This is a genomic window from Nonomuraea sp. NPDC049646, from assembly GCF_044465525.1.
Lineage (GTDB): Bacteria > Actinomycetota > Actinomycetes > Streptosporangiales > Streptosporangiaceae > Nonomuraea.
The window spans coordinates 234,195-251,235 of sequence record NZ_JBITLU010000006.1 but is presented as its reverse complement, the minus strand read 5'-3'; the positions used below and the strand labels follow the sequence as shown (position 1 = coordinate 251,235).

General features: G+C 70.3%; 13 protein-coding genes. 8 read left to right on the top strand and 5 right to left on the bottom strand.

The window, feature by feature from the left end:
* Positions 1–42: 42 nt before the first annotated feature.
* Positions 43–714 (top strand): L,D-transpeptidase family protein, encoded by a 672-nt coding sequence (locus ACIBQ8_RS19675; RefSeq protein WP_397170195.1) that lies wholly within the window; start codon positions 43–45, stop codon positions 712–714.
* Between the two features lies 1 nt (position 715).
* Here the strand turns inward: ACIBQ8_RS19675 and ACIBQ8_RS19670 are convergent, their stop codons facing one another.
* The 4 genes from ACIBQ8_RS19670 to ACIBQ8_RS19655 all read right to left on the bottom strand — a co-directional run bounded on the left by ACIBQ8_RS19670 (position 716) and on the right by ACIBQ8_RS19655 (position 6,299).
* Positions 716–2,254 carry an FAD-binding oxidoreductase gene (locus ACIBQ8_RS19670; RefSeq protein ID WP_397192636.1) on the bottom strand — a complete coding sequence of 513 codons (1,539 nt, stop codon included), beginning with the start codon at positions 2,252–2,254 and terminating at the stop codon, positions 716–718.
* An 86-nt stretch (positions 2,255–2,340) separates the two neighbouring features.
* Entirely contained in the window at positions 2,341–3,948 is a 1,608-nt protein-coding gene (locus ACIBQ8_RS19665) for an NADH-ubiquinone oxidoreductase-F iron-sulfur binding region domain-containing protein (RefSeq protein ID WP_397192635.1), read from the bottom strand.
* A 31-nt stretch (positions 3,949–3,979) separates the two neighbouring features.
* Positions 3,980–4,825 (bottom strand): ferric reductase-like transmembrane domain-containing protein, encoded by an 846-nt coding sequence (locus ACIBQ8_RS19660; RefSeq protein WP_397192634.1) that lies wholly within the window; start codon positions 4,823–4,825, stop codon positions 3,980–3,982.
* A 55-nt stretch (positions 4,826–4,880) separates the two neighbouring features.
* Positions 4,881–6,299: a DUF1996 domain-containing protein gene (locus ACIBQ8_RS19655; protein WP_397192633.1), complete on the bottom strand. Its 1,419-nt coding sequence runs from the start codon at positions 6,297–6,299 to the stop codon at positions 4,881–4,883.
* Between the two features lie 150 nt (positions 6,300–6,449).
* On the opposite strand from ACIBQ8_RS19655, the gene ACIBQ8_RS19650 reads away from it, so the two are divergent.
* The 3 genes from ACIBQ8_RS19650 (at position 6,450) to ACIBQ8_RS19640 (ending at position 12,319) form a co-directional block, all read left to right on the top strand.
* Positions 6,450–6,995, top strand: a complete 546-nt coding sequence (locus tag ACIBQ8_RS19650; RefSeq protein WP_364325670.1) for a sigma-70 family RNA polymerase sigma factor — start codon at positions 6,450–6,452, stop codon at positions 6,993–6,995.
* Positions 6,995–7,192, top strand: a complete 198-nt coding sequence (locus tag ACIBQ8_RS19645) for a zf-HC2 domain-containing protein (RefSeq protein WP_397170189.1) — start codon at positions 6,995–6,997, stop codon at positions 7,190–7,192. Before ACIBQ8_RS19650 ends, ACIBQ8_RS19645 begins: the two co-directional genes overlap by 1 nt.
* A gap of 258 nt (positions 7,193–7,450) precedes the next feature.
* Positions 7,451–12,319, top strand: a complete 4,869-nt coding sequence (locus tag ACIBQ8_RS19640; RefSeq protein WP_397192632.1) for an NAD-glutamate dehydrogenase — start codon at positions 7,451–7,453, stop codon at positions 12,317–12,319.
* A gap of 19 nt (positions 12,320–12,338) precedes the next feature.
* On the opposite strand, the gene ACIBQ8_RS19635 is transcribed toward ACIBQ8_RS19640, so the two are convergent.
* Entirely contained in the window at positions 12,339–13,370 is a 1,032-nt protein-coding gene (locus tag ACIBQ8_RS19635; protein ID WP_397192631.1) for a hypothetical protein, read from the bottom strand.
* A 47-nt stretch (positions 13,371–13,417) separates the two neighbouring features.
* Here ACIBQ8_RS19635 and prfB point away from each other — a divergent pair, with 47 nt between their 5' ends.
* The 4 genes from prfB (at position 13,418) to smpB (ending at position 17,022) form a co-directional block, all read left to right on the top strand.
* Positions 13,418–14,533, top strand: a complete 1,116-nt coding sequence (gene prfB, locus ACIBQ8_RS19630; RefSeq protein ID WP_397170186.1) for a peptide chain release factor 2 — start codon at positions 13,418–13,420, stop codon at positions 14,531–14,533.
* Positions 14,534–14,912: 379 nt separating this feature from the next.
* Positions 14,913–15,602 (top strand): cell division ATP-binding protein FtsE, encoded by a 690-nt coding sequence (ftsE, locus tag ACIBQ8_RS19625; RefSeq protein WP_020541427.1) that lies wholly within the window; start codon positions 14,913–14,915, stop codon positions 15,600–15,602.
* Positions 15,603–15,622: 20 nt separating this feature from the next.
* A complete protein-coding gene (gene ftsX, locus ACIBQ8_RS19620) occupies positions 15,623–16,531 on the top strand; it encodes a permease-like cell division protein FtsX (protein WP_397170185.1) in 909 nt (302 codons plus the stop codon).
* 23 nt (positions 16,532–16,554) lie between these two features.
* The gene (gene smpB, locus ACIBQ8_RS19615) at positions 16,555–17,022 is read left to right on the top strand and encodes an SsrA-binding protein SmpB (protein ID WP_397170184.1); all 468 of its coding nucleotides are present in this window, start codon (positions 16,555–16,557) and stop codon (positions 17,020–17,022) included.
* Positions 17,023–17,041: the final 19 nt, after the last annotated feature.

Genomic DNA, 17,041 nt, shown 5'->3' with positions numbered 1-17,041 from the left:
GACAGGGCCTACCAGGCAGACAGGACTGACCGGACGGACCGGGTGGTCCGGACGGACAGGACGGACCGGGTGGACCGGGCGGGCAAGACGGGCAAGGCGGTGCCCGGCGCGGAGATCGTGCTGCGGCCGGGCGACCGCGGCGAGACCGTCAGACGCCTCCAGGAGCGGCTGCACCGCAACGGCTACTACTACGGCAGGCTCAACGGCGTCTACGACGAGCAGACCAAGTTCGGCGTGTGGGCCTTCCAGAAGCACCGGCACCTGCGTCCCCAGGGCGCGGTCGGGCCGGAGGTGTGGCGGGCCTTCGACCGTCCGGTGCGGATGAAACCGCTGGTCCCGCGCGGCGAGGCGGACCGGGTCGAGATCAACCTGCGCTACCAGCTCCTCATCGTCTACCGCCACCGCCGCCCGGCGCTCATCTCGCACGTCTCGACGGGCGCGCGGGTGAACTACTGCGAGAACGGCCACTGCGGCAACGCGATCACCCCGACCGGCGACTTCCACGTCACCAGCCGCGCGCCCGGCTGGACCGAAGGCCCGCTCGGCACGATGTACGACTCGCTCTACTTCGTCGGGGGCATCGCCATGCACGGCTCGTCGAAGGTGCCGCTGCGGCCCGCCTCGCACGGCTGCGTCCGCCTGCCGCTGCCCACCTCGAAGCGGCTGTTCGACATGGTGAAGATCGGCGAGCCGGTCTATGTGCGGGAGAAGTAGGTCAGACGCCTTGCGGCAGGCGGAACAGCCGGTCGGGGTCGTAGGTGGACTTCACCTCGGCCAGGCGGGCGGCGTTGGGGCCGTAGTAGGCGCCGCGCCAGCCGGTCAGGTCGGGGTCGACGTAGTTCACGTAGGCGTGCTCGCCGAAGTGGGGGGTCATCTCGCCGTGCAGCCGGCGCAGCCACGTCCGGTCCGTGCCCTTCGCGTAGTACTGCACGCTGTAGAGCGCGGCCCGGTGCGGGAACGCCGTGGCCGCCGGCTTGACCCGGCCCACCGCGCCGCCGAGCGCGTCCAGCAGCACGGCGTGCCGTCCGCCGCGCGCCACCCCGTCCACCAGGCGGCGCACGCCGCCAGCGGGGAGCTCGGCGTAGGCCAGGTGCGACTTGGCGGCGAACGTCTCCCGCCGCGGCCGGCGGCACTGCGCCACCGGCTGTGACGCGCATCCCGCCATGATCATCATGGCCTCCCGGTACGACGTCGTCCGCACCGACCTCGACGACGGCGCGCCGACCCGGGCGACCAGCGGGGCGAGCAGCCGGTCGAGCGACGCCTTCGGGCCCACGTACGTGCCGACGAGGAGCACGTCCAGGTCGCGTTCCTCGCGCGCCAGGTGCAGCGAGGACCACAGCTCGTCCGGCGCGGACGGCGCCCACGACTGCCAGGCGCGCACCGCGGCCCCGGCCTTCGACCACGGCCAGTGCAGGAAGAACACGGTCAGGTCGCGCGTGGCGTGGGTGCGGAAGGTGAAGGAGACCGCGACGCCGACGTTGCCGCCGCCACCGCCGCGGCAGGCCCAGTAGAGGCCGGAGTGGTGGGTGGCGTCCGCCGTCAGCAGCCGGCCGTCGGCCGTGACCACGCGGACGGACTCCAGGGTGTCGCAGGTCAGGCCGTACTTCCTGGACACCACCCCGATGCCGCCGCCCAGCGCCAGCCCGGCGATCCCGACCGTGGGGCACGAGCCCGCGGGGATGCTCACGCCGTGCCGGGCCAGCCCGTCGTAGACGTCGACCAGCTTGGCGCCCGCCCCGATCGTGGCCCGTCCGGCGGCGTAGGAGACCGTGTTCATCCGGGACACGTCGATGACCAGGCCGGTGCCGGTGGACCAGCCCGCGTAGGAGTGGCCGCCGGAGCGGGGGGTGACCGCGACGCCGCTCGCGCGCGCGAAGGCCAGACACGCCGAGACGTCCGCCGGGCTCGCGCAGTAGGCCACCCCGCCCGGCCTGATCCGGTCGTAGGCCGGGTTGACCAGGCGGCGGGCGGCGTCGTACCCGGAGTCGCCGGGCAGCACCAGCGTGCCGGCGAGCCGTCCGCGCAGCCGCGCCCAGTCCGGCGGCGGCGCCGACCGCCCGGCGCCGCGCGCGCCGACCAGCTCCGCGCCGCGTGGACCCTGCCCGTGAAGACCTCTGCCGTGAAGACCCGGGCTATGGGGACCCGGGCCGTACGGCGGGGCGCCGGGAGCCGGCGCGGCGGGCGTCCTCGCGTCGGCGGCCAGGGCCAGCGGCGCGAGCGCGGTGAGGTGGAGAAAGTCGCGGCGGTCCATGGGCGTCCCCCGTCGGTCGTGTCGAACCGATCGATGAGACGCCTGGCCCTCCGGACAAGTTCGTCACAACTACATCACTACCGACATCACCCCGCTGTCCCGCCAAAGCCGAAGATGTTGCCATTGGCCCCCACCCGCGTCAGCCCGGGAGCCTTCCGCAGCACGCCGTCCTTGACCAGCCGCAGCGGCGACGCGGGCGGCTTCGGCGCCTCCCCGCTCGTCTGGACGATCCGAAGGGCCAGCGCCGGGCACATCTCGACCGCCCGCCGCGCGTCCTTGACCATCCACCCCGGCACGTTCCGGAACGACGGGAACCCGTAGTCGTCCAGGTCCACGAACTCCGGCAGCAGGTGCGCGCACAGGCCGTGCCCCTGGCAGCGGGTCCAGTCCACCTCCAGCCGGTACTCGGGCTCCACCTCCGGCTCGGGCATCGGCAGCACGCCGCGCACCGGCCGGCCGCACGAGCCGTGCTCCAGGTGCAGCGCGATCTCGCTCTCGAACGCGTCCAGCGCCGAGAGCACGAACTTGGCCGTGCCGTCGGGATGGAAACACGCGCCGCGCCGCTCGACGGCCCGCACGCACCGGCGCACGGCGTCCACGGAGCCCGTGCCCTCGGCGATCGCGCACAGGGCCCGCGCCACGTCGGGCAGCCCCAGACGGCAGGGCCCGCACTGCCCGGCCGACTCGGCGGCCAGGTACGAGGCCACCCTGGCCGCCTCGCCCAGCGGGCAGGTGCCGTCACCGAGCGGCACGATGATCCCCGCGCCCAGCGTGGCGCCGGCCAGCTTCATGCCCTCGCGCGAGATCACCGCCGACCCGGCCACCTCGGCCGACAGCCACGCGCCGTGGTAGCCGCCGACCAGCACGCCGTCCCCGGCCTCGGCCTCGCACAGCGCGAGCACGTCGGCCAGCAGGACGCCGGTCGGCGCCTCGATCACCGCGCCGTTGGCCGCGCCGCCGCTCACCGTGAGCAGGATCGTGCCGGGCTCCTTGCTGGTGCCCACCTCGGCGTACTTCTGCGGGCCGTACTCGGCCAGCAGCGCGAACTGGGCGTAGGTCTCGGTGTTGGACAGCAGGGTCGGCAGCCCGTCCACGCCGCTCGTCGCGGCCCGCCGCTTCCTTCCCGGCGGGATGGCCTCCTCGCCGTTCACGCCGCGGACGAGCGCACCGCCCTCCCCGCTGATGAACCTCTCCGCCAGCCCGACCACCCGGATCGGGATGCGGCTCTCCGAACCGCCCGACACGTTCGCGGCCCGGCGTTCGGCCACGGCCGCCGCCACGGACGACTCGGCCACCTCGCCCTCGACCGTGGCCACGACCACCTCGCGGGCGCCCAGCGCCTCCGCCGCCAGGATGGCGCCGTCCAGCACGAGGTGGGGGTTGCGGGTGAGCAGCATGGCGTCCTTGGAGCTGGCCGGCTCGCCCTCGGCGCCGTTGACCAGCACCACGCTCTCGCCGGCGCCCGCCGCGTCGGCCACGGCCCGCAGCTTGCGGGCGAACGGGAAGGCGGCGCCGCCCCGTCCGCGCATGTCGACCTCGTTCACCATGGAGATGAGCTCGGCCAGCTCGCGCGGCCGCGGCTCGCCGTGCAGCGTCCGGTGCGCGGGCAGGTCGAGCCGCCGGCAGTGGTCGAGCCCGGCGGTCAGCCGGGCCGGGCCCATCCGCAGCACGCGCGGCACCCGGTGCGGGATCACGACCGGCTCCCCGGGGTCGCGCGGCGCGGGCTCATCCGGCCTCCCGGTACCTGCGCCGCGCGTCGGCCAGGCTCACCGGCGCGTCGGCCGTCGCCGCCGCCGTCGCCGCCGCTGTCGCCGCCGCTGTGGCCGCGGCCGTCGCCCGTGGCCGCTCGACGGGCACGTCCGCCGCCACCCCGGCCGTCACGGCGGGGGCCTCGACCCTCTCCGGTACGACGGGCGGCCTGCGCAGCGTGGCCAGCACCCGCACGATCAGCGCGGACCCGACCGCGGCCAGGCACGCCACGTACGACCAGGCCACCCAGCCGGCCGGCGACCGGCCCGCCGTCAGCCCGTGCATGATGGCGATGGGCCAGGCCAGGTAGGCGGCCGAGTGCAGCAGCCGCCACAGCCACGGCGTGCCCCGGACGGCGAAGCGGCCCCTGAGCATCCCCGTGGCCACCGCCACGACCATCAGGTCGAAGGCGAGCGCGCCGAACCCCACGTAGATCCCGGCGACCGGCACGATCGCGGCGCCCGGCGGCGCGTGTCCCAGGCTGACCATGAGGACGATGTGCGTGACCAGGTAGGCGAGCCCGATGAGGGCGGTGGCGCGGTGCGCGAGCTGGGCCCTGACCCGGTTGGGCGGGGACAGGAACACGCGTTCGGTGGTGAGCAGGCCGAGCGCGACCGTCGCGGTCAGCAGCACCAGGGCGAACACGCCCGCGTAGAACTCTAGGAAACTCACTCCTCGGCCGAGCAGCGCGACGCCGCGTTCTGTCCTGGCCAGCGCGAACACCGACAACAGGACGGCCGTCAACGAGGCGCTCGCCCCCAGCCGGACATTCCTTGTGTCCAGCTTGGTGGGGGCGTGCCGGGGGTGTCGTCTGTGGAGCATCTATTTCCCTCCAAGGTCGGGTGAGGGTACGACTCGGAAGGCTGATGGGGACGTGTCAGCAGCGGCGACCCCGGTTGATGCACGAGACGACGAACTGCATCAGCCGTTCGGGCATGACGTTGGCGAAGTCCGCGTGGTCGGTGACCGGGTTGTGCTTCTGTTCAGGGAACGCGTCCACGGCGAACGACGGACCCTGTGGAACCGTGTAGGCGAGGAGCATGCGCAGTTGCGGAATCGCCTTGGTGCCTTGCGGACAAGCGCCGTTCTGCCCGGGGAAGACCACGTGCGTGCGGTGATTGGCGCTGTCGGTGTTCTGACCGTCCCAGCAGCTGGGGAAATCCAGAATACGAAGAACCTGACTTCCGCGCGGGCAAAGCGGATATTTATCGGGACTTATGCGATTTGTGAATCCTGTGCAGCTCCAGCGGGCGCGGGCGTTCGCGGCGCCGTTCGTCCCGGCCTTGGCGTCGCCGGTGATCAGCCGCAGGAACCTCGGCATCGCGACGACCCTGGAGGTCGCGTTGCCCCGGAACTGCAGGCTGACCGTACGGGCGCGGATCACCTGGCCCACGTTGCCGTCGGGGTCCTGGACGTTCGCGTCCACTTTGCGGTCGCGTAGAACTGGCCAGAAGTAAGTGGATTTATCCCCTAGGCGGCAGGTGGTTCCGGCGGCGGCCAGGCTCTCGTCGGTGGAGAAGCCGTCCGTGGACAGGTTGCCGACATAGTCGTGGAGATGGTGGGCGCCGTTGCTGACGCCGGGGGCCACGATGAAATTGTCGGGATTGTTGTGACCATTGCGGTTGGTGCCGCATTGGGCGACGAAAGTGCCGCGTGAGCCGTTCCTGCCTATGCCCGCGTCGAGCCTGAGGGGTTGGACCTGGCGGATGTCCACGAAGTCGGTGACGAACGGGCCGAGGTCCTTGCAGTCGTCGTCCTGGGAGGCCGTGGGGGAGGGGGAGGCGGTCCGGGTCGGCCGGCCACGCCGGTCCTGCGACTGGTCACCGGGGTCCTGCGGGTTCTGGGGGTTCTGGGGATCCTGCGGGTTCTGAGGATCCTGCGGGTTCTGGGGGTCCTGGGGGTCCTGGGGCGCGGCCGTGGGGGTGCGGCGGGAGCGGTCGCGGCGGAAGAAGCCGTCGCCGGCGTTCTCCGGCTCCGGCGACGGCGCCGGGTCGCGCAGCACGATCCCGCCGCCCTGCACCTGCTGGTCCGGAGCCTGCTGGTCCGGGGCCTGCTGATCCGGAACTTGCTGGTCCGGGACCTGCTGGTCCGGCGCTTGCTGGTCAGGGTCCTGCTGGTCGGGTGCCTGTTGGTCCGGGGCCTGTTGGTCGGGGGCGCGGTCGCCCTGGCGGCGGGCGTCGTCCTGGCTCGCCTGGGCGGGGTCGCAGTGGTCGGCCCGCGCCGGCGCCACGCCGATGACGGCGGCGGACACCAGGCCGCCCGCCGCCACGGCAAGAGCGGTCATGGCCGCGGCCATGCGCCCGGTTCTCATGGTTGTCAGCCGTTGCATGGTGGGAGGTACGCGGGCTTACACCATCAGGTTCACCCATGACCGGAGATAGTTAGAAATAACTGGAGTTATCGGAGTGGCTGCCGGACCAATAACGAAGGTGTAAAGATGTGCCCCGTGCTAGGTCACCTCGACGGCAGGTTCGAGAGTGCGGATGCCGAGGCGGAACATCGCATCGCGGTGCTCTACCAGGAGTTCGGCGGCCCTCTGCTGCGCCACGTACGCAAATCGACCGGTAACGATCTGCAATGGGCCGAGGACGTCGTACAGGAGACGCTGGTCAGGGCCTGGCGAAACTCGGCAAGACTGCAATGGGAACCGAGCCTTTTATGGGCGTGGCTGCTGACAGTGGCCCGCCGCATCGTCATCGACGGACGCCGACGGAAGAGCGCCCGGCCTCACGAGGTCGAGCCGCCCGAAGTCGACCAGATGTCGGTGCCGGACGGCTCCGAGCGCGCGCTGTCGGCGATCGTCGTCGCGGACGCGCTGCGCAGCCTGTCCGCCGAACACCGCGAAGTCATTGAGCAGACCTACCTCCGAGACCGTACGATAAGTGAAGCGGCGGAGATTCTGGGGATTCCGCCGGGCACGGTGAAGTCCCGGCTCTACTACGGGATCCGGGCTCTCCGCGAACAGCTGCGGGACAAGGGGGTAGCCGGCTGATGCACGACGGGGTGGCCGCCTACGTCCTCGGCGTCCTCGACGATGAGGAGCACGAGGCGTTCGAACGCCACCTCGACGCGTGCGAGCGGTGCCAGGCCGAGCTCATCGAGCTGGCCGAGCTTCCCGACCGGCTCGACGACCTCAGGACTGCCCCCTCGGCCTCCGGTGACGATCCCCCCATGTCGATGTCACGTTGACGTCTATGCCCTTTTCGGGTGATATCGGTACGGCGAGGCACACGCCCGGAATCAGGGCCGGGCGTTCAGGGGGAGGTGTTCGGTGGGCATCGACGGTGATGCGCCCGTTCTCCCCGCGTCGGCGGTCCGGCGAGGAGGGCGACCGACTGTCGCCCGACTCCGCGGACGTACACGTCTGCACTACTTCCCCTCGCTATGGGAACTAAGAGCCTGGCTATGAACAGTCATGGCAAACCCTCACAAAGGAGTGAGAGCGAAATGCCGCTCGACGAGGCCAAGGATGAGCTGCTGCAAAGAGCCGCGGAAAGTTGCGCGGTCGGCAGCGAGCACATGAGCGCGGAGGAGGCCCTCTCCTTCCTGCGGTTCTACTACCGCCATGTCGCACCCGAGGACCTGCTCGACCGCAACCCCGTCGACGTGTACGGCCCGGCGATGTCCCAGCGACAGCTCGCCGAGGTACGCCCCCAGGGCCGGGCGGTGGTCCGCGCCTACACCCCCACGCTGGAGGAGAACGGCTGGGACCCGGGGCACTCGGTGGTCGAGGTGGTCACCGACGACATGCCGTTCCTGGTCGACTCGGTCACCATGGAGCTCGACCGGCAGGACATCGGCATCCACCTCGTGGTCCACCCCCAGATGCGGGTGCGCCGCGACATGACGGGCCGGATGCTCGGCCGCGGCCAGGAGGACGTCACCGGCCAGATGCTGGTCGAGTCGTGGATCCACATCGAGATCGACCGCCAGGCCGACCCCGCGGTGCTCCGGCGCGTCGAGGCCGACCTGCAGCGGGTGCTCGCCGACGTGCGGTACGCGGTCGAGGACTTCAGGAAGATGCGGGCCCTGGCCGTCCAGACGGCGGAAGACCTGAGCATGAACCCGCCGCCGCTGGAGCCCGCCGAGGTCGAGGACAGCCTCGACCTGCTGCGCTGGCTCGCCGACGGGCACTTCACCTTCCTCGGCTACCGCGAGTACCGGCTGGAGCACACCGACCAGGGCGAGATGCTGAAGGCCCTGCCCGGGGCCGCGCTCGGCATCCTGCGCGACGACAAGGTCGGCTCCGACAGCTTCTCCGCGCTGCCCGCGGAGGTGCGCGCCAAGGCCCGCGAGAAGCAGCTCCTGATCATCACCAAGGCCAACAGCCGGGCCACCGTCCACCGCGCCACCTACCTCGACTACATCGGGGTCAAGCTGTTCTCGCCCGAGGGCGAGGTGATCGGGGAGCGCCGCTTCCTCGGCCTGTTCACGCACGTGGCCTACAACGAGTCGATCTCCAGGATCCCCGTGCTGCGGCGCAAGCTGGCCGAGGTGCTCAACGCCGCCGGCCACGCGCCCGACAGCCACGACGGCAAGGACCTGATCGAGATCCTGGAGACGTTCCCGCGCGACGAGCTGTTCCAGACCTCGGTCGCCCAGCTCCTGCCGATCGCGCTCGGCGTGCTGCGGCTGCGCGAGCGCAAGCAGGTCAAGCTGTTCCTGCGGCGCGACGACTACGGACGTTACATCTCCTGCCTGATCTACCTGCCCCGCGACCGCTACACCACCAAGGTGCGGCTGAAGATGCAGGAGGTGCTGCTCAAGGCGCTCGGTGGCAGGTCGCTCGACTACAGCGCGATGATCGGCGAGTCCGTGCTGGCCCGGCTGCACGTGGTCGTGCGCGGCGAGCGCGGCAAGCAGCTCCCCGCGCCCTCCGTCGACGTGGAGGAGCTGGAGGCGCGCCTGGCCGCGCTCACCCGCTCCTGGGAGGACGACCTGGCCACCGCCCTCGACGAGATGACCTCCGAGGAGGAGGCCCCCGCGCTGGCCAGGAGGTACGTCTCCGCCTTCCCCGAGGGGTACAAGGCCGACTTCCCGCCCAAGGTCGCCGTGGTCGACCTGCGCCGCCTGGAGCAGCTCGTCGCCGACGGCGAGGAGGTGGCGATCAACCTCTACGAGCCGTACGACGCCACCGAGGGCGAGCGGCGACTGAAGATCTACAAGGTCGGCTCGCCGATCTCCCTGTCGGAGGCGCTGCCGCTGATCCAGCGGCTCGGCGTCGAGGTCGTGGACGAGCGGCCGTACGAGGTCGACCGGGATGGCGACGCGAGCACCAAGAACGCCTGGATCTACGACTTCGGCCTGCGCTACACCCCCTCCGTCGAGGTGGACAGGAACGACTTCAAGCGGCTCTTCCAGGACGGCCTGAGCGCCCTGTGGCAGGGCCGCGTCCAGGCCGACAACTTCAACGCCCTCATCCTGCGGGCGGGCCTGACCTGGGAGCAGGTCGAGATCCTGCGGGTCTACGCCAAGTACCTGCGGCAGGCCGGCAGCACGTTCTCGCAGCTCTACATGGAACGCGTGCTGCTGGGCAACGTGCGGCTGGCCCGGCTGCTGGTCCGCCTGTTCGAGGCCAAGCTCGACCCGAGGCGCGGCGACGACGTGCGGGTCGACCTCGTGGAGGCGCTCAACGAGGAGATCCTGGGCGCCCTCGACGAGGTGGCCTCCCTCGACGAGGACCGCATCCTGCGGGCCTACCTGGAGATGATCCAGGCGACCCTGCGCACCAACTACTTCCAGACGGTCGACGGGCAGCGCAAGCCGTACATCTCGCTCAAGGTCGACCCGCAGGCGATCAGCGTGCTGCCGCTGCCGCGGCCGAAGTACGAGATCTTCGTCTACTCGCCCCGCGTCGAGGGCGTGCACCTGCGCTTCGGCAAGGTCGCCCGCGGCGGCCTGCGCTGGTCCGACCGCATGGAGGACTTCCGGACGGAGATCCTCGGCCTGGTCAAGGCGCAGATGGTGAAGAACACCGTCATCGTGCCCACCGGGTCCAAGGGCGGGTTCGTGGTCAAGCAGCCGCCCGCCTCCGGCGCCCGCGAGGACGTGCTGGCCGAGGGCGTGGCCTGCTACCGGATGTTCATCTCCGGCCTGCTCGACATCACCGACAACCTGGTCGACGGCAAGGTCGTGCCGCCGGCCGACGTGGTCAGGCACGACGGCGACGACACCTACCTCGTCGTCGCCGCCGACAAGGGCACCGCCACCTTCTCCGACATCGCCAACAGCGTGGCCAAGGAGTACGGCTTCTGGCTCGGCGACGCCTTCGCCTCCGGCGGCTCGGTCGGCTACGACCACAAGGCCATGGGCATCACCGCCCGCGGCGCCTGGGAGTCGGTCAAGTACCACTTCCGCACCATGGGCGTGGACGTGCAGACCACCGACTTCACCGTGGCCGGCATCGGCGACATGTCCGGCGACGTGTTCGGCAACGGCATGCTGCTGTCCCAGCACATCCGGCTGGTGGCCGCCTTCGATCACCGGCACGTCTTCATCGACCCGACGCCCGACGCGGCCCGGTCGTTCGCCGAGCGGCAACGCCTGTTCGACCTGCCGCGCAGCTCCTGGGACGACTACGACCCCTCGCTGATCTCCGCGGGCGGCGGCGTGTTCCCGCGTACCGCCAAGTCGATCCAGATCACCCCGCAGATGCGCGAGGCGCTGGGCATCGAGGCGGGCGTCAACTCGCTGGCCCCCAACGACCTGATCAGCGCCATCCTGCGGGCCCCCGTCGACCTGCTGTGGAACGGCGGCATCGGCACCTACGTCAAGGCCGGCTCGGAGTCCCACGCCGACGTCGGCGACAAGGCCAACGACATGCTCCGGGTGGACGCCGGCGACCTGCGCTGCAAGGTCATCGGCGAGGGCGGCAACCTGGGCTTCACCCAGCTCGCCCGCATCGAGTTCGCCCTGAACGGCGGCCTGGTCAACACCGACTTCATCGACAACTCGGCCGGCGTGGACACCTCCGACCACGAGGTGAACATCAAGATCCTGCTCGACCAGGTCGTGCGCGACGGCGAGCTGACCGACAAGCAGCGCAACCAGGTCTTCACGTCGATGACCGCCGAGGTCGCCGACCTGGTGCTGCGCGACAACCACGCCCAGAACGTGGTGCTCGACGCGGCCCGCGCCCAGGCGGTCGAGATGCTCCACATCCACGCCCGCTACCTGCGCAAGCTCGAACGCGACGGCCTGGTCAACCGGGAGCTGGAGTTCCTGCCCTCGGACAAGACGCTGGCCGAGCGGCGGCAGGCCAGGCTCGGGCTGACCGCGCCGGAGTTCTCGGTCCTGCTGGCCTACACCAAGCTGGTGGCCGACGCCGAGGTGCTGGGCTCCGAGCTGCCCGACGACCCGTACCTGGCCTCGTGCCTGGTGTCGTACTTCCCGTCGGACCTGCGCGAGCGGTTCCGGACGTACATGGACGCCCATCCGCTGCGGCGCGAGATCATCACGACCTGCGTGGTGAACGAGCTGGTCAACGCCATGGGCACCACGTTCATGTTCCGCTTCGCGGAGGAGACCGGCGCCTCCACGTCCGACATCGTGCGGGCGTACCTGGTGGCGCGGGAGGTCTTCGACCTGCCGAGCTTCTACCGGGCCGTGGAGGCGCTGGACAACGAGGTCGACACCGCCACCCAGATCGCCATGCTGCTGGAGGGCCGCAAGCTGGTCGAGCGCGGCACCCGCTGGCTGCTGGTCAACCGGCGTCCGCCGCTCGACCTGGCCGGGTCGGTCGCCTTCTTCCTCAAGGGCGTCAACGGGCTGTCCGCGCACATCCCCAAGCTGCTCACCGGGCCCGACCTGGCCGCGTACGAGGAGCGCCGCGACTCCTTCGTGGCCCGCGGGGTGCCGCAGGAGCTGGCCGAGCGGGTGGCGGCGATGGTGCCGGCCTACTCGACGCTGGACCTGGTCGAGGTGGCGTCCCTGACGGGCCGTCCGGTGAACGAGGTGGCGGAGGTCTACTTCGACCTGGCCGACCGCCTGCAGCTGGCCCGCCTGCGCGAGCGCGTCATCGCCCTGCCCAGGGACAACCGGTGGAACTCCATCGCCCGCTCGGCGCTGCGCGACGACCTGTACGCCGCGCACGCGTCGCTGACCCGTGACGTGCTGGCCCACAGCACGTCCGGCCTGCCGCCCGAGGAGCGGCTGGCCCGGTGGACCGACGGCAACGCCGCCGCCGTGGGACGCGCCCGCCAGACGCTGTCGGAGATCTGGGAGAGCGACCACTTCGACCTGGCGACGCTCTCGGTGGCCCTGCGCGCGATCCGCACGCTGGTGGCCGCCAGCAACCTGCCTCACACGGAGGCGTAGCAGCCGCCCGAAGGGGCCCTCACTCGCCGCTGGCGCGGGTGAGGGCTCCGTCGTGGGCGACGACCCGGGCGGCGGCCGGGGCCGACAGCGGGGGCACCGCCGTGGCGTACTGGTGGACCTCGGTCAGCTTGAGGCTGCGGCGCACCGACGAGGTCGAGATGGCCCAGCTCGCCTCCGGCGGCACCGGGATGATGTAGGTGTTGTTGGCGACGGTGCGGGTCGAGGTGTTGCGCGACAGCGAGTACTGGATCAGCGCGCCGCCGTCGGCCGTGCGCAGCGCGTAGACCGGCCAGTTGTCGGCGCTGAAGATCGAGTCGTAGCTGAACCCGTCCTTCTTGGCCGTCTCGCGGTCGGTGGCGATCTGCCTGGCCACCTCCGTCGTGTACGGCCCGTCGGCGAGCAGGCCAGCCGTCACCCCGGCCGACCCGGTCTCGGCCACGCTGGCGTGCACCGGGCCCATGTACTGGGGGCTGATCGTGACGGTCTTGTCGTCGGGCGTCAGGGCCGTCGCGTAGCCGTCGGCGTCGAGCCGCACCCGCGGCAGCTCCTGGCCCGGCAGCAGCTGCGCGGCCGAGCTGAGCAGCCAGTCGTCGCCGCTCTTGGCGAACGTCAGCAGCGTCGGCTGCCCGTTGCGCGTCGCCAGCGCGCTGAACCAGGGCGCCCGCTCGCCCTGGGCGAACCTGGGCACGTAGAGGGTGGGCGAGCCCCAGGCGTAGCGCGGCGGGCGGTCGCCGGTGGACTCGAAGGCGGCCTGCGTGAGCGCAAGCTGCCCGTCGCGGACCAGGTCGGTGCCGAGGAGCAGCCGGCCCGTCACGGGGCTCTCCACGCGCAGCACGTCGTCGGTGGGCAGGATCTCGGCGACCGCCTCGGCCGCCTCCTGACGCGTGACGGCGGGCGGCGGCGCGCTGGGCGAGGGGCTCGCCGCGCCCGTGGCGCCCGCCTTTCCCTGGGTCACCGCCGGGGACGTCTGAGCAGGGCCTGTGCACGCGGTAGCCGCGGCCAGCACGCCGACGGCGAGCGCCAGCAACTTCCCCCGACCGTATGCACGCACCTCGCCATGTTATTCGTGCACGCGAGGGTCGCGTACCCTAGGGAGACGTGGCAGGCATCGATCCGGCAGAAGAGATCAACGAGCTCGCGAACACGCTCCGCAGCATCCAGGACGTGCTCGACCTCGACGCGATGCGCAAGCAGATCGAGGAGCTGGAGCAGCAGGTTGCCGCCCCAGACCTGTGGGACGACCCTGATCAGGCGCAGAAGGTCACCAGCAAGCTCTCCCACCTTCAGGGCGAGCTCAACCGCGTCGAGGGCGTCGCACGCCGTCTCGACGACCTGAAGGTGCTCTACGAGCTCGCGGCCGAGGAAGGCGACGACGACACGCGCCTTGAGGCCGACAAGGAGCTGGAGTCGCTCAAGACCGACATCGGCGCCCTTGAGGTGCGCACGCTCCTGTCGGGCGAGTACGACGCCCGCGAGGCGCTCGTCACCATCAACTCCCAGGCCGGTGGCGTCGACGCCGCCGACTGGGCCGAGATGCTGCTGCGCATGTACCTGCGGTGGGCCGAGCGCAAGGGCTACTCCACCGAGGTCTACGACACCTCCTACGCGGAGGAGGCCGGCATCAAGTCGGCCACGTTCACCATCAAGGCCCCCTACGCCTACGGCACGCTGCGCGGCGAGCACGGCACCCACCGGCTGGTCCGCATCAGCCCGTTCGACAACCAGGGCCGCCGCCAGACCTCGTTCGCGGGCGTCGACATCGTGCCGGTCGTCGAGCAGACCGACCACATCGACATCAACGAAGACGACCTGCGGGTCGACGTCTACCGGTCCTCGGGCCCCGGCGGCCAGGGCGTCAACACCACCGACTCGGCGGTGCGCATCACCCACCTGCCCACCGGCATCGTGGTCTCCTGCCAGAACGAGCGCTCCCAGCTCCAGAACCGCGCCTCGGCCATGAACGTGCTCCAGGCCAAGCTGCTGGAGCGCAAGCGGCAGGAGGAGGCGGAGAAGATGTCGGAGCTGCGTGGCGCGACCACCACGTCATGGGGCACGCAGATCCGCAACTACGTGCTGCACCCGTACCAGATCGTGAAGGACCTGCGCACGGGCACCGAGGCGGGCAACCCGTCGGCGGTGCTCGACGGCGACCTCGACGGGTTCATCGAGTCGGAGATCCGCTGGATGCGCAGGGCGGAGTCAGGCACCGACTAGGTGCCTGAGCACCAGCGTCGCGAAGAGCAGCACCAGGAGCAGGACGACGACGAGGGCGGGTGACAGTCCGGCGAAGCCGTGATTGTGCATCCGCTCCCTGTTGGCTCGGCAGAGGGGGCAGCGGCCCTCGATCACGGGGTGGGCGCACTGCGCGCATACGAGGTGTTCACAACTCATGACAGCCCCAAGTCTAGCCGCACAATCGTTTTGTTTCCGTTATGGACGTTCCATGCCAGTCTTCCCCCTAGACTGTCGTCTGGCCAATCGGAACGTCGATCATCAGTAAAGACGGCGCCCCCGATCGGCCGGCGGCGGGAAATGGGCATGTGCCACCCTCGCTTCCGTCCTGACCCCTAGACTGGCATGCCGTGATGCTCTCGTGATCCATTTCGATAATGTCACCAAGGTCTACGCGAACCAGAACCGGCCCGCTCTCGACCACGTCTCCGTCGACGTGGACAAGGGCGAGTTCGTGTTCCTCGTCGGCCCTTCGGGGTCAGGCAAGTCCACGTTCCTGCGTCTGGTCCTGAAGGAGGAGCGGCCCAACTCCGGGGCGATCCACGTCGCCGGCAAGGATCTGGCCCGCCTCTCCAACTTCAAGGTGCCCCACCTGCGCCGCCGCATCGGCTGCGTCTTCCAGGACTTCAGGTTGCTCCCGAACAAGAACGTCTACGAGAACGTGGCGTTCGCCCTAGAGGTGATCGGCAAGCCCCGGCGGTTCATCCGCAAGGTCGTGCCCGAGGTCATCGAGCTGGTCGGCCTGGAGGGCAAGGCCCATCGCATGCCCGACGAGCTGTCCGGCGGCGAGCAGCAGCGTGTCGCCATGGCGCGCGCGTTCGTCAACCGGCCGATGATCCTGCTGGCCGACGAGCCCACGGGCAACATCGACCCCGCGACGAGCATCGGCATCATGAAGGTGCTCGACCGCATCAACCGAACTGGCACCACGGTCGTCATGGCCACGCACGACGCGGCCATCGTGGACTCCATGCGCAAACGCGTCGTCGAGCTGGAGGACGGGAAGATCGTCCGTGACCAGTCGCGTGGCGTGTACGGCCAGGCGTACTGACAGGGAGCGGCAGACAGAACATGCGGGCGAACTTCATCTTCTCCGAGGTCTGGATCGGCCTCCGTCGCAACCTGACCATGACGATCGCGGTCGTCATCACCGTGGCAGTCGGCATGGCGATGCTGGGCGTCGGCCTGATGATCAACGCCCAGGTCTCCATGCTCAAGACCTTCTGGTTCGACAAGGTCGAGATCTCGGTCTTCCTGTGCACCAAGGGCACCGCGATCCCCGAGTGCAACGGCAAGGCCGTCACGCCGGCCCAGACCAAGGCGTTGAAGACCCGCCTGGAGAGCCTCCAGGGCGTCAAGGAGGTCTTCTACGAGGACCAGAGCACGGCGTACGAGAACTTCAAGACGGCCTACCAGGCCAGCCCGACGCTCGTCCAGGCCACCAGGGTCGAGGACATGCCGCAGTCGTTCCGCGTGAAGCTGGTCGACCCCGACAACTACCAGCCGGTGATCGACGCCGTGAAGGGCCAGCCGGGCGTGTCCCAGGTGATGGACCACAAGCAGCTCATCGGCAAGTTCTTCGACCTGCTCGACAAGCTGTCCTTCTACGCGCTGGCCGTCGCCATCGTGCTGGTGCTGGCCGCGGCGTTGCTGATCGGCAACACGGTGCGATTGTCGGCCTTCAACCGGCGCCGGGAGACGGGGATCATGCGCCTGGTGGGCGCCTCGAACCTCTACATCCAGCTGCCGTTCGTCATGGAAGGCGTGATCGCCGGTCTGATCGGCGGCGTCTTCGCGGCCATCATCCTGATCGTGACGAAGGTCCTGCTGTTCGAGGAGATCGCCGGCTACTTCGGCAGCGGCATGGCCCAGCTCGGCTGGGACGCGGTGGCCCAGACCATCACGCTCACCATGGCCATCGGCGTCGTGATCTGTGTGCTGGCCTCGTTCGTGACGCTCCGCCGATACCTCAGGGTGTGAGGAATCGCCGGTAAGGTCGAAGCATGCCACGTGAGACCGGGCGGAAGGTCATCGCCCAGAACAAGCGGGCCCGGCACGACTACCACCTTGAGGACACCTTCGAGGCGGGGCTCGTGCTCCAGGGCACGGAGGTGAAGTCGCTCCGCGAGGGCCGCGCCTCGCTCGTCGACGGCTACGCCAGCATCGACGACGGCGAAGCGTGGCTGCTCAACGTGCACATCCCCGAATACATGCAGGGCACGTGGACCAACCACGCCGCCAAGCGCAAGCGCAAGTTGCTGCTGCACCGCAAGGAGATCGACAAGCTGGCCGCCATGACCAAGGAGGGCGGCCTCACGATCGTCCCCACGGTCCTGTACTTCCAGGACGGCCGGGCCAAGGTCGAGATCGCCGTCGCCCGGGGCAAGAAGGACTGGGACAAGCGGCAGTCGCTGGCCGAGCAGCAGGCCAAGCGGGAGATGGCGCGGGCCCTGCGGCACCGCAACCGATGAGAGCGGCGGCACTCTAACC